Source organism: Larkinella ripae, assembly GCF_054780775.1.
Window position 1 is genome coordinate 35975 of sequence record NZ_BAAGVR010000028.1, and the last position, 24127, is coordinate 60101.

The 24127-nt window shown below is 54.6% G+C and carries 14 protein-coding genes; 7 read left to right on the plus strand and 7 right to left on the minus strand.

Features of this window, described 5'->3' with window-relative positions:
- Positions 1-29 precede the first annotated feature (29 nt).
- From ACYVHX_RS21970 to ACYVHX_RS21990, 5 genes are all read left to right on the plus strand, one after another.
- Positions 30-3257: a ligand-binding sensor domain-containing protein gene (locus ACYVHX_RS21970; RefSeq protein WP_460673843.1), complete on the plus strand. Its 3228-nt coding sequence runs from the start codon at positions 30-32 to the stop codon at positions 3255-3257.
- Between the two features lie 125 nt (positions 3258-3382).
- Positions 3383-4033: a response regulator gene (locus ACYVHX_RS21975; RefSeq protein WP_460673844.1), complete on the plus strand. Its 651-nt coding sequence runs from the start codon at positions 3383-3385 to the stop codon at positions 4031-4033.
- A 274-nt stretch (positions 4034-4307) separates the two neighbouring features.
- The gene (locus ACYVHX_RS21980; protein WP_460673845.1) at positions 4308-7502 is read left to right on the plus strand and encodes a SusC/RagA family TonB-linked outer membrane protein; all 3195 of its coding nucleotides are present in this window, start codon (positions 4308-4310) and stop codon (positions 7500-7502) included.
- A 21-nt stretch (positions 7503-7523) separates the two neighbouring features.
- A complete protein-coding gene (locus tag ACYVHX_RS21985) occupies positions 7524-9065 on the plus strand; it encodes a SusD/RagB family nutrient-binding outer membrane lipoprotein (protein ID WP_460673846.1) in 1542 nt (513 codons plus the stop codon).
- Positions 9066-9306: 241 nt separating this feature from the next.
- Positions 9307-9750: a hypothetical protein gene (locus ACYVHX_RS21990; RefSeq protein ID WP_460673847.1), complete on the plus strand. Its 444-nt coding sequence runs from the start codon at positions 9307-9309 to the stop codon at positions 9748-9750.
- 93 nt (positions 9751-9843) lie between these two features.
- On the opposite strand, the gene ACYVHX_RS21995 is transcribed toward ACYVHX_RS21990, so the two are convergent.
- Complete coding sequence (locus ACYVHX_RS21995) at positions 9844-10725, minus strand: ClpXP adapter SpxH family protein (RefSeq protein WP_460673848.1); 882 nt, start codon at positions 10723-10725, stop codon at positions 9844-9846.
- A 183-nt stretch (positions 10726-10908) separates the two neighbouring features.
- On the opposite strand from ACYVHX_RS21995, the gene ACYVHX_RS22000 reads away from it, so the two are divergent.
- Both ACYVHX_RS22000 and ACYVHX_RS22005 read left to right on the plus strand, forming a co-directional pair.
- The gene (locus tag ACYVHX_RS22000; protein WP_460673849.1) at positions 10909-11202 is read left to right on the plus strand and encodes a winged helix-turn-helix transcriptional regulator; all 294 of its coding nucleotides are present in this window, start codon (positions 10909-10911) and stop codon (positions 11200-11202) included.
- Between the two features lie 623 nt (positions 11203-11825).
- A complete protein-coding gene (locus ACYVHX_RS22005) occupies positions 11826-13022 on the plus strand; it encodes a S8 family serine peptidase (RefSeq protein ID WP_460673850.1) in 1197 nt (398 codons plus the stop codon).
- Positions 13023-13849: 827 nt separating this feature from the next.
- Here ACYVHX_RS22005 and ACYVHX_RS22010 read toward each other — a convergent pair.
- From ACYVHX_RS22010 to gltB, 6 genes are all read right to left on the minus strand, one after another.
- Positions 13850-14731, minus strand: a complete 882-nt coding sequence (locus ACYVHX_RS22010) for a YybH family protein (protein WP_460673851.1) — start codon at positions 14729-14731, stop codon at positions 13850-13852.
- Between the two features lies 1 nt (position 14732).
- Positions 14733-15518 carry a queuosine precursor transporter gene (locus tag ACYVHX_RS22015; RefSeq protein WP_460673852.1) on the minus strand — a complete coding sequence of 262 codons (786 nt, stop codon included), beginning with the start codon at positions 15516-15518 and terminating at the stop codon, positions 14733-14735.
- Between the two features lie 85 nt (positions 15519-15603).
- Positions 15604-16815: a pyridoxal phosphate-dependent aminotransferase gene (locus tag ACYVHX_RS22020; RefSeq protein ID WP_460673853.1), complete on the minus strand. Its 1212-nt coding sequence runs from the start codon at positions 16813-16815 to the stop codon at positions 15604-15606.
- A gap of 162 nt (positions 16816-16977) precedes the next feature.
- Positions 16978-17496, minus strand: coding sequence for a hypothetical protein (locus tag ACYVHX_RS22025; RefSeq protein ID WP_460673854.1), 519 nt, complete (start codon positions 17494-17496; stop codon positions 16978-16980).
- Between the two features lie 425 nt (positions 17497-17921).
- Positions 17922-19409 carry a glutamate synthase subunit beta gene (locus ACYVHX_RS22030; protein WP_460673855.1) on the minus strand — a complete coding sequence of 496 codons (1488 nt, stop codon included), beginning with the start codon at positions 19407-19409 and terminating at the stop codon, positions 17922-17924.
- A 106-nt stretch (positions 19410-19515) separates the two neighbouring features.
- Entirely contained in the window at positions 19516-24090 is a 4575-nt protein-coding gene (gene gltB / locus ACYVHX_RS22035) for a glutamate synthase large subunit (RefSeq protein WP_460673856.1), read from the minus strand.
- Positions 24091-24127 lie beyond the last annotated feature (37 nt).

Below are 24127 nucleotides of genomic sequence, written 5' to 3' on the forward strand. Positions count from 1 at the left end.
AAATAGGGGGATTTTATCCCCCAAACCGGATGAGGACACTTCTTTGCATACTGCTGCTCGGCCTGAGCTGGGGGACGGCACTCCCCCAGGCGATTAAAAATTTACCAGCGGGCAATTCGTTCGAATCGCGGGGGGCGGCCCTGAAGTTTCTGGATCAGATTTCGGTCGATAACGGCCTGTCCCAGAGTGAAGTTTACTGCGTTTTAAAAGACAGTCAGGGCTACGTCTGGTTCGGTACGCAGGACGGTCTGAACCGGTACGACGGCTACCAGATCACGCACTACAAACACAACCCCTTCGACAGCACGACGCTCTCGCACGACCAGATCTTGACGCTGCACGAAGACCGGCAGGGCAAAATCTGGGTGGGCACCGTCAATGGCCTGAATCAATACGAACCCGTCACCGGGCAGTTCCGGCGCTTCAGCGATTTACTGGAACCCAAACGCCGTCGCTACGGCCTGACCACCGTGAACGCCATCCAGTCCGACCGGTTCGGGACACTCTGGATCGGCACCAGCTGGGGCCTGAAGCGGCTGGTGTTCAGGAGTGCGACTCAGTGCGACGTTCGGCATTATACCATCGACAGCGAGGACGACCGGCGGGCCCAGATGGTGAACAAACTGCTGGTCGATGCGGCCGGAACCCTGTGGATCGGCACCGGAAATGGCCTGGCCCAGTTGACGGTATCCAAACCGGAGCTGAAACCAACCCAACCGGCTCCGGTAAAAATCGTGGCCTGCTCGGCGGAACACCTGTATCAGCTTCCCGACGCCTGGGTCAAAACACTGGCGCTGGACGAATACGGCACGGTTTGGGTCGGCACGGCCAGCGGAATCGCCCGGATCAATCCGAACCTGAGCCAGTCGGAAATGTACCCCGAAATTACGGAACGCATGGGCGACGCGGTCGTTACGTCCCTGCACATCGATCGGTATAAAACCCTGTGGGTCAGTACTCAACAGAGTGGTATTTTCCGGTTTAAGATTGCCAGCGATCAGCACGTTCGGTACATCGACAGCATTCAGGAGGATTTGTTTCGCAAGAAAGGGCTGAAGACCAGCTCCATCAACACGGTTTACGAAGGACCGGCTCCGTCCGAAGACATTGTCTGGATCGGAACGCACGACGCGGGGGTGCAGCTCTACAGCCGTTCGAAAAATTCGTTTCGGCAGTGGCCTACCATCACCAGCCGGCAACAGTCGTCGGCGGCCAGTCTGGTGTTTGCGGTTACGACCGATCATGCCGGTAAATTGTGGATCGGAACGCACGAAGGCCTGATTCAGATCGACCGGCTGACGTCGGCCATCCAGCGGTTCCGGGCCAGTTCCGAAAAACCGTACAGCCTGGGCAGTGATAAAATTCAGTGTCTGCGCGAAGACCGGCGCGGAAACCTGTGGGTCGGCACCGCGGAAGGTCTGTACCGGTACGACCGCCCGCAAAACCGCTTTGAACGCCGGTTGCCGGGGATGCGCGAAATGGTCCAGAAGAACAACGAAAAAGGCGATGGCGTGCTGAGCCTGTACGAAGACCGGGCGGGCAATCTGTGGGTGGGGGGCTATTCGAGCCTGCGCCGGGTCGACGCCCAAACCGGGCGGGTGACCACCTACCGCCATGATCCGAAAGATCCAAACAGCCTGCGGGCCTTTATCGTCTACGCCATTCAGGAAGACCAGCGGGGCATGATTTGGGTTGGCACGGGTTTCGGGCTGAACAAGATCGACGTCAAAACCGGGAAGATCACCCATTACGAGAGCAATCCCCGCGATCCGCAAAGCCTGATTGGCGAGCAGGTCCTGAGCTTTCTGCGCGACAGTAAAGACCAGTTCTGGCTGTGCAGCAACAAGGGGTTCAGCAAAATGGTGTACGGCGCCAACGGAACGGAGAAATTTATTCACTACACCGAACGCGACGGCCTGCCCAACGAGATGGTGTATGGCGCGCTGGAAGACGAGCGCGGGCGCATCTGGATGAGTACGAACCTGGGCCTGTCGTGCTTCGATCCGGAGAAAAAACAGTTTGAAAACTACGACATCAACGATGGGTTGACGATCAACGAGTTCAACATGAACGCCTTCCACCGGGCCGAAGACGGCGAACTGTTTTTCGGGGGCATTGGCTCGCTGGTTAGTTTCCTGCCCATGCGGATGGTCAAAAACCGGCACATGCCCCGCACGGTGCTGACCTCGTTCAAGAAATTTGAAAAACCGGTGAATGTCGATAGTGTACTGGCAAACAAGGGGAGCATCGAGATTTTGCCCGGCGAAAATTTCTTTTCGTTTTCGTTTGCCGCGCTCGATTACACCAACTCCCACAAAAACCAGTACGCGTATATGCTGGAGGGGTTCCACGACGGCTGGATCGAGAGCGGACTGCGCCGGTACGTGAGTTTTACGAACCTGAAACCCGGCGATTACGTGCTGAAGGTGCGGGGCTCGAACAGCGACGGCGTGTGGAGCGATGCCCGGATGCTGCGGATCCCAATCACGGTTTTGCCGCCGTTCTGGCAAACCTGGTGGTTTCTGGCGATGCTGGTGACGGTCATTGGCGGAGCGACCTGGCTGATTTACAACTACCGGGTGCGGAAGAAAGTGGAGTATTTGCTGGAACTGGAGCGGGTGACGCTGGCCGAGAACGAACGGGTCCGGAAAATGGCGGCTCAGGATCTGCACGATGAGTTTGGCAACACGATCACCCGGATTTCGATGCTGACCGAGATCATCAAAAGCAAGCTCAACGGCCACGGAACCGAAATTGCGCCCCTACTGACCAAAATCAGCGACAACAGCAACCGGCTGTATCAGGGCACCAAGGATTTTATCTGGGCGATTAATCCCGAACACGACAATTTTCTGGAAATCGCCATTCGCCTGAAAGATTTCGGCGACGACGTCTTCGACCGGAGCCGCATCACGTTTGAAGCCATCGGCATTGCGGACGAGCTGCGGAAAGTGGTGTTGCCGGTTGGAACGAGCCGCCACCTGATCTTTTTATTCAAGGAAGCCATGAGCAACACCCTGAAACACTCGCAGGCCACCAGCGCGCAGATCCATTTTGCGATGCTGAACCGGCGTATCGAGGTGCAGTGGAAAGACAATGGCATTGGGATTCAACCCAGTACGAAGTCGGCCGTCGGCAATGGATTGCACAACATCCGCAGCCGGGCCGGCAAAATCGGCGGAAAAGTCGATATTATTTCCGAAACCCTGGAAGGAACTACCATTCTTTTCCGGATGGACATCCCGCAGATGGGGTGAATAAAAGCCGCCCCTGCTTCATCAACACTCCTTTCGTAAAGTAAATTGCCCCGTTGGTGTAATAACGGGGGAGGGTGCCCTAAAAAAATAGTTACTTACTCTTACAAACTCTAATGAACACACGTATGAATGTACCTCAACTTTTGCGCAGTCCGCAGACGATACGGATTTGTATTGTGGAGGATGATAACCTGATCCGCGACGGCTTCGCGCTCCTGATCAACAGCACGTATGGTTTTAAAATTATCAATGCCTACCACCGCTGCGAAGATGCGATCAAAAACATTCATTCCGACGCGCCCGACGTGGTTTTGATGGACATCGAACTGCCGGGAATGAACGGGATCGAGGGGATTGCCCGGATCAAAAAACTTCGTCCGAAAACCAACATCATTGTGGTGACGGTCTACGAAAACGACGAACTGGTGTTCAAGGCGCTCTGCGCCGGTGCGGGTGGGTACCTGACCAAAAACATGCAGCCCAGCCGCTTGCTGGAGGCCATTCGCGACATTCAGGAGGGGGGCGCGCCCATGAGTACCAACATCGCCCGGATGGTGGTGGCCTCGTTTCAGAAAAACCGCAATTCGCCCCTGACAGCCCGCGAAACCGAAGTGCTGGAACTGCTTTCAAAAGGCAAAAGCTACACCACCATTGCCGAGCAGCTGTTTGTGGACAAGGAAACCATCCGGACGCACATCAAGAATATTTACTGGAAACTGGAGGTGCATTCCAAGGCCGAAGCCATCGAAAAAGCCATCAAAGAAAGATTGATCTAACCCCTTAAAATCCCCTTTTCTGGGGTAGAGTGCCGCCGAAACCGCCCCTTACTTTTGTACCGTTGACGCGTGCAGGGCAAAAGCAACGCGCTCGGCGATCTAAAAATGAAGTAAAGGTTCTGAGCAATCCGAACCTGATCTATGAGATGAACGTAAATGGAAAAACCAGTCGTTTCGGCTGGTTTTTTTCATTCGGTAAAATCACCCTCAATGCGGGATTTCACGACGATGCTGGTTCGTGACCTTTGTAAAAAACGACACGAATCAACAAACCATGAAAGTACTGCTACGAGGAGTTTTGCTTGTACTGTTTTGCTACCAGTACGGGCTTTCCCAATCCAAAACGATTTCGGGAACCGTTCGCGGTTCGTCCGATAGACTACCGGTTCCGGGGGTGACCATCAGCATCAAAGGCACCACCCAGGGCGCAACCACCGACGGCAACGGTACGTTCCGGATCGCCAGTGTGCCGCCGGAAGCCACGCTTGTTTTTTCGTTCATCGGGTTTACGACCCAGGAAATCGCCGTGGGAAACCGGACGAATTTCGACATCCTGCTGGAAGAAAGCACCGCCATTCTGAATGAGGTGGTGGTGACGGCGTCGGCCATCGAGCGCGAGAAGAAAACACTGGGGTATGCCGTCACGAACGTGAAAGGCGAGGACCTGATTCGGGCCAACGAATCGAACATGCTGCGGTCGTTGCAGGGGCGGGTGCCGGGCGTGCAGATTTCGAGCGCATCGGGCGCGGCCGGGGGCGCCACCCGCGTCGTGATTCGCGGGGCGCAGTCGTTCAACGGAAACAACCAGCCGCTGTATGTGGTCGATGGCATCATCATCAGTAACAGCAACACCACGACGCAGATCATCAACGGCAACGGTACCCAATCGGCCGTGGGCGGGGGCGACCTCAACAACGGCGTTGACATTACGAACCGGGCCGCCGACATTGATCCAAACAACATCGAGTCGGTGTCGATTCTGAAGGGGCCGGCCGCAGCCGCGCTCTACGGCTCGCAGGCGGCTTCGGGGGTTATTATCATCACGACCAAAAACCGCAGCAAAGCCATCACCGACAAGCCGCAGATCAGCCTGAACAGCTCCGTCAGTTTTGAAAATCCGCTCCGCCTGCCCGCTTACCAGAACTCGTTCGGGGCCGGTTTTGACGGCGTCTACGATTTGTTCGACGGCGGAAACGTGAGCTGGGGACCGAAAATTCAAGGTCAGAAAGTGGCCGACTGGCACACCTACGGCCTGTATTCGCTCGGGCAGCAGGATGCGCCGGATTCCGTTCCGCTGGTGGCCAAACCCAACAACGTCCGCAATTTTTTCGAAACCGGCGTCACGCTCAACAATTCGTTTTCGATCCGCAACAACAACGGCACGTCGAACTACATCCTGACGGTTTCGGACGTCAATACCAAATCCATGATCCCCAAAACCGGCTACCACCGGACCGCCGTGAACGTGGGTGCCGGAACCCGGTTTTTCAACAACAAGGTATCGACGAACCTGTCGGCCACCTACACGCGCTCCGGGGGCGACCGAGGGGTGCAGGGGCAGGGCCGCTCCAACATTCTGCAAACGATTTACAACACGCCCCGCGACATCGAGATCACCGACCAGAAGGATTACAACGATCCGCGGTACAGCCTGACCGGCTACTACTTGGCCGACTTCCGGAACAATCCGTACTGGCTGCTCGATAATAACTTGCTGAAAGACAACGTGAACCGGTTTTTCGGGAACGCCCAGATCAGTTACGACCCGGTGCCGTGGCTGAACCTGATGTACCGGATCGGCACCGATATGTACTCGGATTTGCGGAAACAAACGCTGGCCCAGGGCACGATCAACAACGTGGGGGGACGGTACGTTGAGGACAATACGACCTTCCAGAGTCTGTTGTCTGATTTTATTGTTACCGCCAACCGGGACCTGAACCCGAATCTGAACCTGAAGGTGATTCTGGGGCACAACTTGCAGGATTACAACACCTCGCGGGGTATTTACGACGGCCAGCCGCTGATCGTACCCGGTTTTTACGACCTCAGCAACGCCAGCACGATTGTTACCACGCGGGTCGATTCGCGCACGCGGCTATACGGTGTTTATGGGGATGTGCAACTGGCCTACCGGGATTTTCTGTTTCTGGATGTGACGGGCCGGAACGACTATTCATCGACCCTGCCGAAGAAAAACCGCTCGTTTTTTTATCCGGGGGCCAGCGTCAGTTTCATTCCGACCACGGCCTTTCTCAACCTCCGCAGCACGCCCATCAGTTACGCCAAACTGCGGGCCAATATCGCGCAGGTGGGAAAAGTCGCCAACGCCTACCAGATCAACCCGGTTTTTACCCGCACCACCATCAACGACGGTTTTCAGGCGACGTACCAGTTTCCGCTGAACGGCGTTGCCGGTTTTTCGGTGGGTAATATTCGGGGCAACCCGGACCTGCGTTCGGAGCTGACAACCTCCTGGGAAGTGGGGGCCGAGGTCCTGTTTTTCAACAACCGGCTGGGGCTCGATTTTACCTATTACAATTCGAAAAGCGACCAGCAGATTGTCAACGTGCCGATTTCGAGCACCTCCGGTTTTCTGGCCCAGACGCTGAACGCCGGGGCCATGACCAACAAGGGCATCGAGTTGCTGCTGACCGGAACGCCGGTGAAATCGACCGGCGGTTTTCGCTGGGACGTGTCGTTCAACTTCACGCGCAACCGCAACAAAGTTACCGAGTTGTATAACCCGCTGGCGCCGGTTGGGCTGGGCGGGCTGGCATCGCCCGGTTTGCAGGCCCGGTTGGGCGAACCGTACGGCGCGTTTTTCGGGAGCAAGATGCTGCGCGATCCGGAAGGGCGCGTGGTGATCAACCCCAGCACGGGGCGTCCGCTGGCCGACCCGGTTTTGCAGGTACTGGGCAATATCCAGCCCGATTTCTCGGCCGGTTTGAGCAATACGGTTTCGTTTAAGGGCTTGACGTTCAATGTGCTGGTGGATACGCGCCAGGGTGGGAAATTCTTTTCCCAGACGGCCAGCATTGGTCGCTTTGCCGGTTTTTTGGAGGAAACGACCTACAACGACCGCGAACCGTTTGTGTACCCCAACTCCGTGATTCAGAATCAGGACGGCAGCTTTACGCCCAACACCACGATTACCACCAACGGCGGGTATGAATACTGGTCGACGGTTTCCAACTTCGGCGAAAACGTCCTGTTCGATGCGTCGTTTGTGAAGCTCCGCGAAATGAGTCTGAGTTATGCGCTGCCCAAATCGCTGATTGGTAAAACGCCGTTTTCCACCATTCAGTTGTCGCTCATTGGCCGGAATCTGATGCTCTGGACGCCCAAATCGCAGCCGAATGTCGATCCGGAGGTCAGTTCGTTCGGAACCGGCAACGCCCAGGGCTACGAGTACCTGGCGTACCCTTCGGCCCGGAGTTACGGCGCCAGTCTGAAAATTGTGTTATAACCGATCCTGATTTTTGACGATATGAAACCGACTTTCCTGAAGGTGGTGCTTCTGGCGCTGTTGACCGGCCTGACCACCGCCTGTGAAAAAGACTATTTAGACATCAATACGGACCCGAACAACCCCTCGCAGGCGGATGTCAACCTGGCCCTACCCGCCGGACAGGCGCAGGTGGCGTTTATTGTGGGCGGGCAGTTCAACATTCTGGGTGGGGTGCTGGCCCAGTACTGGACGATTCCGAAAGGCGGAAATCAGTTCCGGACCTGGGATCAGTACAACATCACGTCGGCCACGCTCGACGGGCAGGGCGGGCAGTTCACCAACCTGTATGCGGGGGCGCTGGAAGATTTTCAGTACGTCATCGACCAGGGCAGCGCGCAGAATGAATGGCGGATGGTCGGGATTTCGAAAATCATGAAAGCCTACGCCTTCGGCGTGTTGACGGATCTGTACGGCGACATTCCGTTTTCGGAAGCGCTGAAGGCCGACCTGACGATTACGCCGAAATACGACGCCCAGAAGGATATTTACGCCGGTTTGCAAACCCTGCTGGATGAAGCCAAAGCCGACATTGCCAAAAAACAGGGCCGGTTTCCGGGAACGGCGGATATGATTTATCAGGCCGCCAACGAAACCGGCCTGGATCGTTGGGTGCGGGCGGCCAACACGCTCAAACTTAAATTTTTTCTGCGGCTGAGTCAGGTCGATCCGGCTGCGGCCCGGGCGGGGGTTCAGGCGCTGTACGCCAGCAGCGGAACGGCCTTCCTGCGGGCGGACGAAAACCTGCATTTTGCGAACGGAACTGCCACCAATTCCGAAAATCCGCTCTGGCAGGCCAATTTCCGGCTGGCCAACAACCTGACGGCCAGCACGACGATCGGCAACCTGATGCTGCCGACGAATGATCCGCGTCTGCCGGTTTATTTTCTGGATGCGGATTTACGAACGCCCGAAATCGAGTACGTGTTCACACCCAACGGCACCACCTCGACCAACACGGCTTTGTACACTTCGTATCCGGGCAAGTATTTCATCGGGCAGCGGTTTTCGAACGGTACCATCAACGGCACCTCGGCCGCCAGCGGAATAACGGCTGCGGACGACAATGCGGCCAAAGCGCGCCCGGTGGTGTTGCTGGCCTACGAAGAAAGTCTGTTGCTGCGCGCCGAAGCCGTGGCCCGGGGCTGGGCCGGAACCACCACCGACGATCCGGCCAAACTGTACAACGAAGCCATCACGGCGTCGATGACCCGGTTTGGCGTTCCAGTGGGCGATTACCTGACCAAACCGGCGGTGGATTACAGCAAGCAGACCGACAAAATCAAGGCGATTAGTACCCAGAAATACCTGGCCTTGTACGGTCTGAATGGGGTAGAGGCCTGGTCGGAGCAGCGCCGGACCGGTTTTCCGGCCCCGACAGTTCCGGTGGTTAATCTGACGGGAAATCAGTTTCTGAAACGGCTGCCGTATGTCGATTCGGAATTGCAGCGAAATCCGAACATTGACGCCACCGGCATCTCACCCGGCGATGTGCTGACCCCCGTTTGGTGGGATGCCAATTGAGGCCAATGAACCGTATGAGTGTAAAGGGAACACTACTTTGGTGATCAAAAACCGGTCTGATTGGGCCGGTTTTTTCTTTGTCAAGCCATATGACCGCTCATCCCAAAACCGGTTCCATCCGGCAAAATCACCTCATTTGCGGTACGGCGCAGGGATGCCATTCCACTACTTTTAGTGCAATATAAGTTTGCAGAAAGTGAATCAGAGGTCACTTACACCCAACAGAAAACAGCAGATACGTATGAAACCAGTATTTAAAAGGGTGGCCCTCCTCCTGGCCCTGAGTGCGCCGGTGATGGCCGAACATCCGGGCATTTCCCCGGTTCCCGGCGACGAAAAAGAAAAGGCGGTTTCTACCTCGCCCAACGTCAGCCATACCAAGGCGATGGGGGTAGCCATTTACCAGTCGATTAAATCGGCCAAGATGAACCTGATGATCGAAAACTACATCGAAGTACCGCTGAAGGTGACGCTGACGAACGAGCAGAACGAAGTGCTGCACGTCGAGAAGGTGAGCAAACGGGTGAAAAAGTACTGGCGGAAATTTGACATGGAAACCATGAACGACGGCTTGTATACCTTCGAGGTCAGCGACGGTTTTACGAAAGTGACGAAGGTGTTCAAACTGGAAACCCGGAAAAGGGAGGTGAAAGAACCCACCCGCTTCGTGTCACTGCTGGAGTGAGGGGATCATTCAAGGGAAAATCCCCCGCTGCCGAAGGTTACGTGAGTCAAAGAATGCCGCTCTTTCACTCCGAACTTCGCAGCGGGGGATTTTTTACGGCTTCCCGCCCGGCGTACGGGTCCATAAATCGCCATTCTTCGTCCGGAGTTGGGACAGGTGCCCCTGCTCCGCCAGGCGCTGCAACGTGGCTTCGCTGTCCTGGCGGGAAACGCCCGCCAGTTCCGAATACTCACGCGCGGTAAGCGAAGGGTAGTGGGTGAATAAATCCTGCCACTGCGGATCAATTTCCATTTTTTGCGCCGAACCGTGTACCTTCCTGAGCGCAGTCTCGTAGGCTCCGTACGGTTTGAATCCGTACACGAATTCCTGTTCGCCCGAATCATTGACGAAAAACAAGGACGGGAAACCCCGGACGCCCAATTGCTTCCCCAGTTTCAAATCGTCCTCAAACCGGGTTTGGGCCTGCCCTTCGTAATCCTGTTTCAGCCGGACACTGTCGAGCCCGACCGATTGGGCCGCTTCTTCCAGGTGTTCCCAGCGGGTAATGTTCTTCTTTTGCAGGAAAACCATCTCCCGGATGGCCCGCAAAAACCGGATCGCCTTTTCCGGGCTCTGCAACTGGGCGGCTTTGAAGGCGATGGAGGGCGGATAGGAGGAAGGCAGCGGATCGTCCAGCCACACATCCCCGTCGATGGGCATGTCGTAGTGCCGACTCACGTCATCCCAATGGTGGGCGACGTCCGACGGTTTGCTGATGCCACCGCTGTTGTAGCTCCAGTCGGGCAGTAAACCGCCCATCCGGTATTCAATTTCCAGCGTGTGGCCATACTCAAGCTTTAGTTTGCGTAACTGGGGTTCGATTCCCCAACAGGTCGAACAGATGGGGTCGGTGTAGTAAATAATTTTCACCGGTTTTTTAGTGGCGGAAAGCGCCTGCGTGGGTTCCGCTGCCGCTGCATCGGGTAGTGCACACATTCCGGTTTCTATATCGCACAAAAGCGGATTTTGAGTCTTAACTTCCATCGTAATTTGGTTTACCTGCGCCCTGATTCGCCGGTTACCGGCGACACGGGGCATTCGTTATCCTTAATTTTTTACAAAGTTGGTGCGTTACTGGGTATAATGTCAATTAGTCAGAAAAAGTTGACTGGAAGAAAAATGCAGAAAAATGAAAAGGCCTGCCCGGCGGAGGAGGTACTGAAACTGATTTCGGGAAAGTGGAAACCGCAAATTTTTCGGTTGGCCCTGAACGGCCCCCTGCGCTTCAACGCCTTGCTTCGTCAGGTGGAGGGGGCCAATAAGCAGTCGCTAGCGACCGGTTTAAAAGAATTAGTGGAGGACGGCTACCTGGAGAAAGTCGTCATCAAGGCCAAGCCGCTGCATATTGAATACACCTTGTCCGAAAAAGGCAGGACGCTGATTCCGGTTTTTAAGCAATTGGAAATTTTATAAAAAAGGCGGCTGTCGCAAGTTCCTGTAAAACAGCGAGTCGAACAGAGCGCTCCGCCAAATGGAGAACGAATGAACCATTCATCGTCCCAACGAAAAGCGCGGTTTGGTGCGCGTTGGCACGGCAACATTTTTGTGCATGAGTTCCAGTTGCTCAGCGGCAAACCGGATCAATTTTTCCAACGGTTGATTCGTTCGTGTTAGGTGAAATTTATGATGATTTGAGTAGACGGTTTATGCTCGATTGAGTGAAGATGATGTGAAGGATTTACAAGGCTACAGGTTGGCAACAGTTCGGCAAGTAAAACAACTAAAGCGTACTGAAAGCCCCTTCTATAAAAGCCCCTTCTATAATAGAAAAGAAATCACGTTTGGAGTGGCGTTCCAAAATCACCGGTGAGTTTTCTATTTGCTCAGCAAAAGGAATACGCAGTTTTATCAATTTCCCCGAAAGCGTCCAAATCCCTTAATTGCACTCTATCCAACGTACTTATCTAATCAAAGCCTATTCTTTTCGAGTATCTTGCTGTAATCTCACAACAGACTTCTATTTTATTTGGCATATGGTACTATCTTTGATAGGATTAGGAAACGCTCTATTAATCAACCAAACAATGTTCCCAACTATGAAAACTTTACGCGATCTTCTTTGCGGGTCTGCTCTTGTAGCAGGCATCCTTTTTATTAATGGCTGTCAGCCCCAACAGGACCCTGCAATTGGTCAGTCCGACGCACCTTTGCCCGGTGATGCCAGGGCACGGGCGGCTGCGCTGGACAACCGCTACATCGTCGTCCTGAAAGAAGGGGCACTGTCCAGCCAGCAAATTTCTGATTTAGAGCAGCTTGCGGCTAAGATGGGCATTAATCCCGTGGAAATCTACCAGCGCTACAGGCTGGCTATCGAAGGATTTGCCGCCCGGTTAACCCCGGAACAGGTTGCGCTGTTGAGAAAAAGTCCATTGGTTGACTTCATTGAAGCAGACCAGATCGTAAAATTGGATGAACCGACCAAACTAGGCTTTACCACCCAGGCATCTACGCAGCAAGTCCCCTGGGGCATCCGGGCGGTGGGCGGTTTTGTAAATTACACGGGTACCGCAAAAGCCTATATACTTGATACGGGCATTGACCTTGACAATCCTGATCTGAATGTAGACGCAGCTGCGGGCTACAACGCCTTCACCTCGGGTGCTGATGCAGCCTCGCTGGATGATCTGAACAGTCATGGTACACACGTGTCGGGAACCATTGCCGCAAAGGACAACGACTTTGGGGTGGTTGGTGTAGCGGCAGGTGCTAAAGTAGTGCCTGTCAAAGTATTGGGTAAAGATGGCAGTGGCTCAACGTCTGGTATTGTCGCCGGGATTGACTTCGTTGGCCGTACGGGTAAACCCGGCGACGTAGCCAATATGAGCCTAGGCGGATTGGGAGGTTCAAGCGCTATGGAAAATGCCGTTAAGAAGGCCGCTAGCAAGGGCATTTACTTTAGTCTGGCTGCGGGCAATTCCAGCTTACCGGCCAGCTGGTTTTCGCCTGCCCGTCTCAATGCGACCAATGTCAATACGGTATCCGCTCATGACAGCCTGAGCAAGTTTGCTTCTTTCTCGAACTACGGCAACCCTCCCGTCGAAGTGGCGGCTCCAGGCGTTGCGGTGCGATCGACAGTGCCCGGCGGATACGCTACGTACAGCGGGACCTCGATGGCAGCCCCTCACTTAGCGGGTATCATGCTGGCGAATGGCAGCGGGAAATACTTCACCAAAGGGGTTGTGACGGGTGACCGGGATAAATCACCTGATAAGAAAGCTTCGCGAGTTCGGTAAGCCTGCAACACTTAATCTGTGCTGAGTTCTCCAACTATTCACAATCGAAATCTTTGTGAATAGTTGGAGAGCCAATAAATTAGGAAAGCTGGACGGATTGATTAATTCCAGCCACTGACGTCGAATAAATCCCCGCTGCTGGGCATTGTTGTCATTGAAGTCGTACCGTTTGTTGCCATTTGTGCAACCATGGCGTGTCGCCCGCGAGAGAATCAGGCCCGGACTGGCTAAACGCCGTTCAATGACCTGATGGTGCCCCTCGACGAGGAGCTGAAGAAATCCAAGATACTGGAAAGTGAGGAATTATTTAAAAACTACCGGCTACGTCGTTATTAACCTGTTTTTTCGTGAACTAAACTAGTTAACCCAATTGGCCTGGGTCAAAAACAGACGTCCGTTTGCAAAAGATCAAGTACGAACCAACTCTCGTAACCTAAAACGCCCGGGGCTGCTTCACAACCTTGCCTGCTTCGTCGATTTAGGGTCTGCCCCCACCAAGATCACTTCACGATTATTAAAGCTGATTCGGCTTCTTAAACCGCCGTCTTATTTTTAACAACCAGTTGTGATTTCACAAAAAACGAAGTTTCCCTGTTGCTCCAGCTTGTATCGCAAAGCAGCCAATAAATGCGTAAAAAAGGATATATTGGCAACCGAAAATTTCATTTTAACAAAGTGTCTCTTTGAAGCAATGCGTTTTTTTTGGTTCCAATGCGCCCGGAATTAGAAGCCTATGGCAAATAAAGTGGGTTTTTGGGTTCCTGATTTTTCGTGGCGTAAAGCATTACGCCAATTCTCAGGCACGATGCCTTTGGAGAACGGATCGCCTACTTTTCGGCCGGTTCCACCGGTTCCAGATTAAGCAGGTCCAGGACAATTTTCCACTGGCCCTGGCTGTCTTTTTTCCAGATGCGGAGGTAATTGCCGGTTTGTTTGGTGGACTTCCCGGCTACAGTGGCCAGCACCTGCGAATTGCCGTATACGTACCCCAGATCGCCGGATTCCGCCACGGAGGCATTCAAAGGAAAAAAACCGAGCGTAACGGGTTGTTTCAGCAACGAATCGATGCCGGGACGCTCCAGGAACGGTTGCTGGTTCATGCGGTAGACGCGCGTCTGGGGCGCTAAAAATTGCTTATACGTCGCTGCGGCTCCGCTTTTTTCCAGCGTTTTGATAAACTGGTTGTCAAAGGCCAGCAATTCTTCCCGGTTTTTGGTGGTGTCAGAACTGGTCACGCTGCGGATGCCCGTGGCGGCCCGAATGGCGTTGACGGGCGGACTGGACGGAGCCGGGTGACTGATGCCAATGTCGAGCGCGATGCGCCAGTTGCCATCGGCCTGTTTTTTCCAGAGCGTTACGTAGTGCCCAAAACCGCTGGGTTTGTCGGCCATTGTTTTGGGCCGCGTTTCCCAGGGGCCGGTGGTATACCCCAGATCGCCGGATGCGGATACATCGGCAGCAACGGGTTGCCAGGTCAGCTTCCCGGGACTTTCCGGGCCGGTTTCGAACAACGACCGGCCATTGGTCACCTTGCCTTTGGTGAACAAAATACCGTCGGGCGCCAGGTATTGCAGAAAGGCGGTTTTGGTGGTGCTGTCTTTGGAAAGCTGGGCAAATTTTTTCTCGGTATTGACCAGCGTCAGCAGCGGACTCTGCGCCACCGCCGTACCCGCGATCAGCAGCAGAAAAGCAACGGAAAAAGTTTTCATATTACATAAACGTACTCATGCTCGATTCGTTTGCCAATTGTTTCGCGTGTTCCTTGCCTAAATAATTATCAATCAGATAATGAGCAAGATACAAAACCGGTGTTAAGGCAACGGCGACGACAAATTTGTAGATGTAGTTGACAATTGCCACCGCAATGACCTGCTTGAACGACCAGTTGCCAAATAGGTAAAATGCGATGACCAGCACCACAAAACTGTCGACCAACTGCGAAACCAGCGTCGAGCCCGTGGCCCGCAGCCAGATTTTGCGACTGCCCGTAATGCGTTTGAGCGATTGAAAAACCGTGGCATCCAGCAATTGCGCCACCAGAAAAGCCGTGATCGAACCGAGGATGATGCCGAGTCCCTGCCGAAAAATCATGGCGAAGGCGTTGTTGATGTTCACCGGATTACCCACCGCGTCGGTTTTGTTGACGTCCAGCCAGAACTGCGCGGGGGGCAGCGTGGTCACGAAATAGATGATCAGGAAGCTGTAGGCGATAAAACCCGCCGTGACGTAAGAGATCCGCTTAACGCCCTGCACGCCGTAATACTCGTTGATGATGTCGGACGTAATGAACACCGCCGGCCAGATAACCACCCCCGCCGTCAGGTTGAAATCCAGGATAAAATCACCCAACAGGTGCAGTTGGGCCGGAGCAACGCCAAGTAAGGTTTCGGCCGAAAAAATCTTGACACCGATGATTTCGGCAATGATGGCATTGGTCAGAAAAACCGCACTGAGAAAAATATACAGATTGGTCCGTTTGCTGGTAAAAGAAGCCACGGGAGTTAGAAGTGATGCGTTATGAGTGAAGAGTTGAAAGCAGTGACAAGATAAAACTCATAACGCATAATTCATCATTCTTCCCTTATTTTCGTCGGCTTTCCAGAAAGGCTTCAATCCGGTCGAGGGCGGGGGTCAGGTCGTCGATGGAAGGCAGGCAAACAATCCGGAAGTGGTCGTTATGAACGTAATTGAAGCCGGTTCCGGCCACCACCAGCACCTTCTGTTCGTCGAGTAAGTCAAAGACAAAATCATCATCGCTGACGATGTTGAACTGCGACAGATCAATTTTCGGGAAAATGTACAGCGATCCTTTCGGCTTCACGCAGCTCAGACCCGGAATGGCCGTGATCCGGTCGTAGGCGTACTGAATCTGCCGGTACAGGCGTCCGGTGGGCAAAATCAGGTCGTTGATACTCTGGTATCCGCCGAGCGCGGTCTGAATGGCATACTGCGTCGGTACGTTGGCGCAGAGCCGCATACTGGCCAGCAACGTAAGTCCTTCGATATACGATTTAGCCCGGTGTTTGGCTCCGCTCAGCACCAGCCAGCCCCCGCGAAAACCGGCTGCCCGGTAGTTTTTCGATAATCCGCCCATCGAAATACAGAGCGTGTCTTCCACCACCGTAGCCATCGGGTGGTGAACGGCCCCGTCGTACAGGATTTTGTCGTAAATCTCATCGGCAAAAACAATCAGCTGGTGGCGCTCGGCCACGCGGGCGATGCCTTCCAGCACCTCTTTATCATAAACCGCCCCGGTCGGATTGTTCGGATTGATCACCACAATGGCCCGGGTGCGCGCGGTAATTTTGCTTTCCAGGTCGGCCAGATCCGGGTTCCAGCCCGCCTGCTCATCGCAGAGGTAGTGAACCGGTCTGCCACCGGAGAGCGCCACCGAGGTGGTCCAGAGCGGGTAATCGGGTGAGGGAACCAGCACTTCATCCCCTTCATTGATGAGCGCCTGCATCGTCAGCAGAATCAGCTCACTTACGCCGTTGCCAATAAATACGTCGTTGATCGCGACGTCTTTAATGCCCAGATTCTGCGTATAGTGCATCACGGCTTTCCGGGCCGCAAACAACCCCCGCGAGTCGGAATAACCCTGCGCATTCCGGATGTTCAGAATAATGTCGTGAACAATCTCATCGGGCGCATCGAAGCCAAACGGTGCCGGATTGCCAATGTTCAGTTTGATAATGGTGTAACCCTGGCTTTCGAGGTCGAGGGCTTTCTCATAAACCGGCCCGCGGATTTCGTAACGTAAGTCATTGAGCCGGTTGGACTTTAAAAAATTCATAGGGGTGCTGTTCGGAATAAAATGGCGACAAAGGTAGAAACTTTGGATTAGCTTCGGAAGATTCAATTGGCAATTAAGGGAAACCGCGCAGTGAGTTGCAGCGACCGGGAACTGGCAATACGCGTAACGCCATCGACGGCAACGTGTGGCGTCAGGCGGGCTTCAACGTGTAGTTTCCGTCACGACCTGACTGCCTTTGTACCCTGTATAAAAAATCTCAACATCCATGGATAGCTTCTTGTGGGGGGCAAACGTGAAAAAACCGCCTGCCATCCCCGTATAGTGCGAACTATACGGGCCGTTAAATTTCCAGTACGTTTGCAGTCGTTCGTTGACAGCGGTATAATGCCAGCTGTTCTGAACCGCTCCGGCCAGCAGGCCCATCTCGTAGCGAAACCGTTTTCGGGTCGGCATAACGGCTTTTTCCGGACTGGCGCAGGTGTTGTAGACCTTCACAATTCGCTCGTAGTGATTCCTGGAGGCCTGAAAGGTCTGCGGATTCAGCAAGCGGGTGAACGTGGGATTCTTACACTCCGTCAGGTGGGTCGTTAGCATCAGTAACGCCAGGTTTCCCCGCAGCGGCACAACCGTTTTAGAGGGTAATTGGATCAGGTGCGTCAAGCGGTCTTCCGGTTTCAGTAAACTATACAGGCTGACGTATCCCTGGATTTGCTCGTGCATAAAATACGTTTTCGTTTGACCGGCCTCGGTGAATGAAAGACCGAGCACGGATTGCTTGTCTTCTTCCAGGAAATAGCCAGAAAGTTGTTCCGGGGCGAATTCCCGGATCGAGCCATCGGAACCGGTCCGAAAATCAATCGTCTGATTCGTGCGCTGTCTACTATCTCCGGGAAGGGTGTCGCCCGCTGCAATTACGTATCCTTTAGTGAAAAATAATTGTGAATAGGATGGCCTGGCCAGGAAAGATAAAAAGCTGGTAAGCAATAAAACGTTGTAAAAATGATTCATGAAAAAGGAATCGGTAGAGGTAAAAGAGGGATTGATAGAATACTAGTTACTGCATCAAGGAGAGCTGGTTCGCACGAAACCGCAAAAAAAAGCCGCTGGTGGACCACCAGCGGCTAGCTAAAAGTTCTATCCGTGGGTCAGACCGTCGCAAACATCGACTTGGCTTTCGCTTCCAGCTGGCTTTCACCCATCAGGAAGACGTCCACCGCTCGCGCGGCTTCCCGACCTTCGGAAATGGCCCAAACCACCAGCGACTGACCCCGGCGCATGTCCCCGGCGGCAAACACTTTCGGATTGGAGGTAGTCTGATAATTAACGGCTTTCACGTTGCCGCGTTCGTATTCCAGTTCCAGGGCGTCGAGCAAACCTTCCTGCTGCGGATTCAGAAAACCGGCCGCCAGCAGCGCCAGCTCACAGTCAATGTCGCGTTCGGAACCCGGCACTTCGATCATCTTCATTTTGCCGTCTACGGTTTGCCACTCCAGATCCACAATCCGCAGGGCTTTCAGGTTGCCGTTTTCGTCGCCAATAAATTCTTTCGTGTTGATTGACCAATGCCGGTCGCAGCCTTCCTCGTGCGAAGTCGACGTGCGGAGCATCATCGGCCAGTTCGGCCAGGGGGTGCTTTCAGCGCGTTCGGCGGGCGGCATTGGCATCAGCTCAATCTGGGTTACGGATTTAGCTCCGTGCCGGTTCGACGTGCCCACGCAGTCGGAACCCGTGTCGCCACCACCGATGACGATGACGTTTTTATCCGTTGCCAGCAATTCACCGTTTTCGTATTTTGCCCCCCGGTGGTCGACCACAACCGGCCGTTCAGCCACGCGTTTGTTCTGCTGGCTCAGGAATTCCATCGCAAAGTGAACGCCTTTCAGGTCGCGGCCCGGAATCGGCAGATCACGCGGCACTGTCGAGCCACCCGTCAGCACAATGGCGTCGTAGTCGGCCAGGAGTTCCTTCGCTTTAATGTGTTCGCCCACGTTCGTGTTGGTCCTGAACACAATTCCTTCGGCTTCCATTACGTCCAGCCGACGGTCGATCACCCATTTTTCCAGTTTAAAATCGGGGATGCCGTACCGCAGCAAACCGCCTACCTGGTCAGCCCGCTCAAAAACCGTCACCGTATGGCCCGCTTTGTTTAGTTGCGCAGCCGCAGCCAGACCGGCCGGACCCGAACCAACCACCGCAACCTGTTTGCCGGTGCGTTTGGTGATCTTATTAGCCTGCACCAGGCCGCGAGAATAGGCCGCTTCGATGATCGATTTCTCGATAAACTCGATGGCAACCGGCGGTTTGTTGATGCCCAGCACGCAGGACGATTCGCAGGGCGCGGGACAAATGCGACCCGTAAATTCCGGGAAGTTATTGGTCGATGCCAGAATTTCGTAGGCATACTCCCAGTTCTGCTCAAACACCGCGTCGTTAAACTCCGGAATGATGTTTCCCAGCGGACAGCCGTTGTGGCAAAACGGAATTCCGCAGTCCATGCACCGGGCGGCCTGTTTCTGCGTATCTTCCTCCGCGTACGGTTTTTCGATTTCCTTGTAATCGTGAACCCGCTGCTGCGCGTCGCGTTTTTTGGGCAATTCGCGGGTGAATTCTAAAAATCCAGTGGGCTTTCCCATGTAGATTAAAGCGTATACGGTTTTTTAATCGGCTGAGGTCAACCGAATCACCCAAAACGGTGATTCGGTTGATTCTCTGGAGAATTTCGAAAGAAAACGGGTTGGTTTACTGATGAACCACATCGACGACGATGTCCTGGTAGACCACATTTTTGTCGCGGATCTGATCGGCGAGCGAAATGCCACGACCCGTAAGCGCCTTGCGGAAGTCCGTAGGCATCACCTTGACAAACTGGCCGATGAGATTGTCCCAATCCTGAATCAGTTGCAGGGCCACGTTGCTGGTCGTGTACTGGAAGTGTTTCTCCACGTACTCCTTCATGATGGACACATCCTGGCTGTCCAGCTTTTCGAGGCTCACCATTTCCGGATTCACCTTGGCAGCAAAATCGCCGTCTTTGTCCCAGACATAGGCCACCCCACCCGACATGCCGGCGGCAAAGTTGCGACCGACCGAACCCAGAATGATCGCCAAACCGCCCGTCATGTATTCCAGGCCGTGGTCACCAATTCCTTCGACTACAACTTTCGCGCCGGAGTTCCGTACGCAGAACCGCTCACCGGCCATGCCGCGGATGTAGGCTTCGCCCGAAGTGGCACCGTAGAACGACACGTTCCCGACGATGCTGTTTTCTTCCGGTTTGAACGGCGCCATGCGGTCGGGATACACAATCAGCTGGGCTCCGCAGAGTCCTTTGCCAAAGTAATCGTTGGCGTCACCTTCCAGCTCCAGCTTGATCCCGTTTGTGTTGAAGGCGCCAAAACTCTGGCCCGCCGTTCCGCGGAATTTGAAGTGAATGGATCCTTCGGGCAAGCCTTTGCCCGCGTGGATTTTCGAGATTTCGTTGGATAAAACCGTACCCACCGCCCGGTTAAGGTTGATGATCGGGTACTCGGCGTACACGGATTCTCCGTTTTTCAGGGCCGGTTCGGCGGCTTCGAGCAGGCTCCAGTCCAGAATGTCGGCCATGCCGTGATCCTGGTCTTCCTGCTTGAAGTTAGCCACATCGAGGCTGTTGGCGTCTTTGTAAAGAACCGCCGACAGATCGACATTTTCGTATTTCCAGTGCTTGATGTCTTTGCGAATGTCGAGCATTTGCGACTGTCCAACCATCTCGTTGATGGTCCGGAAGCCGAGCTCCGCCATGATTTCGCGCAGTTCCGTTGCCAGGAACGTAAACATATTCACAACGTGTTCCGGTTTTCCCGTAAACAGGGCGCGCAGGTCTTTGTTCTGCGTGGCCACACCCACCGGGCAGGTATTCAGGTGGCACTTCCGCATCATGATGCAACCCACCGTGACGAGCGCAGCCGTGGCCACCCCAAATTCTTCGGCGCCGAGCAGGGCGGCAATCGCCAGATCGCGGCCCGTCCGGATTTGCCCGTCGGTTTGTACCGTCACCCGGCCCCGCAGCTTGTTGCGAACGAGCGTCTGGTGCGTTTCGGCCAGCCCCAGCTCCCACGGCAAACCGGCGTGACGGATCGAGCTGAGCGGAGAGGCCCCCGTTCCGCCGTCGTGACCCGAAATCAGGATGTGGTCGGCGTGGGCCTTGGCAACCCCGGCGGCAATGGTTCCAACCCCGGCTTCCGACACCAGTTTCACGCTGATGCGCGCTTCCCGGTTGGAATTTTTGAGGTCAAAAATCAACTGCGCCAGATCTTCAATCGAATAAATGTCGTGGTGGGGCGGGGGCGAAATCAAGCCCACACCGGGGGTCGAGTGGCGCGTGCGGCCAATCCAGTCATCGACTTTATGACCGGGCAATTGACCTCCTTCACCGGGCTTGGCACCCTGCGCCATCTTGATCTGTAGCTCCCGGGCGTTGGTCAGGTAGTGGCTGGTGACGCCAAACCGTCCGGATGCCACCTGCTTGATCCCCGAGTTCATGTTGTCCCCGTTGGGCAGCAATTGATACCGCAATTCGTCTTCACCCCCTTCGCCGGAATTGCTCTTGCCGCCGATGCGGTTCATCGCAATGGCCAGCGTTGTGTGCGCTTCCCACGAAATCGAACCGAAGGACATGGCACCCGTCGCAAAGCGTTTGAAAATGCTTTCGATCGGTTCTACTTCGTCAAGCGGAACCGGAGTGCCCTTCCGGAACTTCATCAAACCGCGCAGCGTCAGCGCCTTGCGGGTTTGATCGTCGATCAGGTTGGCGTATTTCTTGTAAATCTGGTAATCGTTTTTCTTGGTCGCCTGTTGCAGCAGGTGAATCGTATCGGGGTTGAAAATGTGCGCTTCCCCGCGTTGTTTCCACTGGTAGACGCCCCCCACTTCCAGGCGGTTGGTCAGTTTATTGTCTTCAGGGAACGCCTGCCGGTGACGGACCAGAATCTCGCGACCGATCTGTTCCAGACCCATGCCGCCGATGCGGGAGATCGTACCCGTAAAGTAGGTGTCAACGACTTCTTTGTTCAGCCCCAGACACTCGAAAATCATGGCACCCTGGTAGGATTGCAGGGTCGAGATGCCCATTTTCGAGAAGATCTTCAGCAGCTCCTTGTTAACGGCCTTGATGTAGTTCTGGTGCAGTTTTTCCACCGGGTAATCGACCTGAATCAGGCCGCGCTCCTTCATGTCGGTAATCGTTTCAAAGGCCATGTAGGGATTCACTCCCGAGGCTCCGTAACCAATCAGCGTGGCAAAATGGTGCGTTTCCCACACGTCACCCGCTTCCACCAGAATACCGACCTGGCCGCGTAATCCCTTGCGAATCAGGTGGTGGTGGATGGACGAGGTCGCCAGCAGCGACGGAATCGGCGCGTGGTCGGAGTCGATGGCGCGGTCGGAGAGGATGATGATTTCAAAACCGTCTTCGATGGCATCTTCGGCGTAGCGGCAAATCCGTTCCAGGGCCCGCTCCAGCCCAATTCCGCCCTGATCGGCGCGGAAATAGGTGTTGATGGTTTTGGCCTGAAAGTGATTTTTGTCCACAAACCGCAGTTTGTCGAATTCTTCGATGGTCAGCACCGGCTGCGTCAGTTCGATCAACCGGCAGTGTTCGGGTTTTTCGCTCAGCAGGTTGCCGTTGGCACCCACGAACGAAATCAGCGACATGATGGCCCGCTCGCGGATCGAGTCGATTGGTGGGTTGGTCACCTGCGCAAACAGTTGCTTGAAGTAGTTGGCCAGGTGCTGGCTTTGGTCCGACAGCACGGCCAGGGGCGAGTCGGTTCCCATCGAACCCAGCGCTTCCAGACCGGTTTCGGCCATCGGTCCCAGAATCATCCGCAGGTCTTCGGAAGTGTAGCCAAACGCCTGCTGACGCTGCGTAATGTCCTGTTTCCGCATGTGACTGAACGTGCGGACCGGTTTTGGCAGGTCGGAAATTTTGATTTTATTTTCGTCGAGCCACTGCTGATACGGTTGTCGTGAGCAGATATCGGCTTTCACTTCTTCATCGCTGATGATCCGGCCCTCCTGCATGTCAACGACGAACATTCGACCCGGTTGCAGACGGCCTTTCTTGACCACCCGGGCGGGATCAACATCGTTCACCCCGGCTTCCGACGCCATGATCACCACATCTTCGTCGGTCACCCAGTAGCGCGAAGGCCGTAAGCCGTTGCGGTCAAGGGTGGCGCCCACAATCCATCCGTCCGTGAACGAAATCGACGCGGGACCGTCCCAGGGCTCCATAATGGCCGCGTGGTATTCGTAGAAAGCGTGCCGGTCGGGGTCCATGCTTTCGTTGCCGTCCCAGGCTTCCGGAATCAGCATCATCATCACGTGCGGCAACGACCGTCCCGACATCACCAGCAATTCGATGGCGTTGTCAAGGTTGGCCGAATCCGACTGATTCAGGTTACAGATCGGGCGCAGCATGGCCAGCTCGTCCTTGGTAAATAACTTGGACTCCAGCATGGCTTCGGCCGTTTTCATCCAGTTGACGTTGCCTTTCACGGTATTGATCTCGCCGTTGTGGGCAATGTACCGGAACGGCTGCGCCAGTTGCCAGGATGGAAAGGTGTTGGTCGAAAACCGGGAGTGCACCACGCCCAGGGCCGAAACAAGTTCTTCGCGTTGTAGATCCGGGAAATAATCCCGGAGTTGTTTGGTCGTTAACTGACCCTTATACGTAATGACCCGGCTCGAGAGCGAGGAGTAGTAAAAACTGTTTTGCAGGCCGGTTACGGTTTCGTTGATGATCCGGCTGCTGTAGTTTCGGATGATGTAAAGTTTACGCTCAAATTCGTCGGCGGTCAAGGTTTCGGGTTTGCGAATGAACACCTGCTCCATCTGCGGCTCGACGGAACGCGAACCGTTGCCCAGGTCGGACGAATCAACCGGAACGACGCGGTAGCCGATCAGTTCCAGGTTTAGTTTTTTGATGGTCCGGTTCAGAATATCGCGGCATTCTTTCCGCAGACGGTCGTCTTTGGGCATGTAGATCATCCCGACCCCGTAGTCGCCGGCCGATGGCAGGGAAAAGCTCAGCTTGCGGCATTCATCGACAAACAGTTCGTGCGGAATCTGAATCAGGATGCCCGCGCCGTCCCCCGTATTGGTTTCGTATCCAACCGCACCCCGGTGATCCATGCGCGTGAGCATCGTCAAGGCATCCTCCACAATCTGGTGCGATTTGCGGCCTTTTACGTGCGCGACGAATCCAATTCCACAGGCGTCATGTTCAAACTCAGGCCGGTAAAGACCCTGTTGCGGTGCGTTAGAAGAAGACATCGGCGTAAACTCTTTTGTGGTTTTGTTATTGAAAAAA

Excerpts from the sequence above, each read along its gene's own strand:
- ACYVHX_RS21975 (WP_460673844.1), top strand. The coding sequence starts at position 3,383 with ATGAATGTACCTCAACTTTTGCGCAGTCCGCAGACGATACGGATTTGT.
- ACYVHX_RS22005 (WP_460673850.1), top strand. The coding sequence starts at position 11,826 with ATGAAAACTTTACGCGATCTTCTTTGCGGGTCTGCTCTTGTAGCAGGC.
- ACYVHX_RS22020 (WP_460673853.1), bottom strand. The coding sequence starts at position 16,815 with ATGAATTTTTTAAAGTCCAACCGGCTCAATGACTTACGTTACGAAATC.
- ACYVHX_RS22010 (WP_460673851.1), bottom strand. The coding sequence starts at position 14,731 with ATGAAAACTTTTTCCGTTGCTTTTCTGCTGCTGATCGCGGGTACGGCG.
- ACYVHX_RS22025 (WP_460673854.1), bottom strand. The coding sequence starts at position 17,496 with ATGCACGAGCAAATCCAGGGATACGTCAGCCTGTATAGTTTACTGAAA.
- gltB (WP_460673856.1), bottom strand. The coding sequence starts at position 24,090 with ATGTCTTCTTCTAACGCACCGCAACAGGGTCTTTACCGGCCTGAGTTT.
- ACYVHX_RS21980 (WP_460673845.1), top strand. The coding sequence starts at position 4,308 with ATGAAAGTACTGCTACGAGGAGTTTTGCTTGTACTGTTTTGCTACCAG.
- ACYVHX_RS22030 (WP_460673855.1), bottom strand. The coding sequence starts at position 19,409 with ATGGGAAAGCCCACTGGATTTTTAGAATTCACCCGCGAATTGCCCAAA.
- ACYVHX_RS21970 (WP_460673843.1), top strand. The coding sequence starts at position 30 with ATGAGGACACTTCTTTGCATACTGCTGCTCGGCCTGAGCTGGGGGACG.
- ACYVHX_RS21985 (WP_460673846.1), top strand. The coding sequence starts at position 7,524 with ATGAAACCGACTTTCCTGAAGGTGGTGCTTCTGGCGCTGTTGACCGGC.
- ACYVHX_RS22000 (WP_460673849.1), top strand. The coding sequence starts at position 10,909 with ATGCAGAAAAATGAAAAGGCCTGCCCGGCGGAGGAGGTACTGAAACTG.
- ACYVHX_RS21990 (WP_460673847.1), top strand. The coding sequence starts at position 9,307 with ATGAAACCAGTATTTAAAAGGGTGGCCCTCCTCCTGGCCCTGAGTGCG.
- ACYVHX_RS21995 (WP_460673848.1), bottom strand. The coding sequence starts at position 10,725 with ATGTGTGCACTACCCGATGCAGCGGCAGCGGAACCCACGCAGGCGCTT.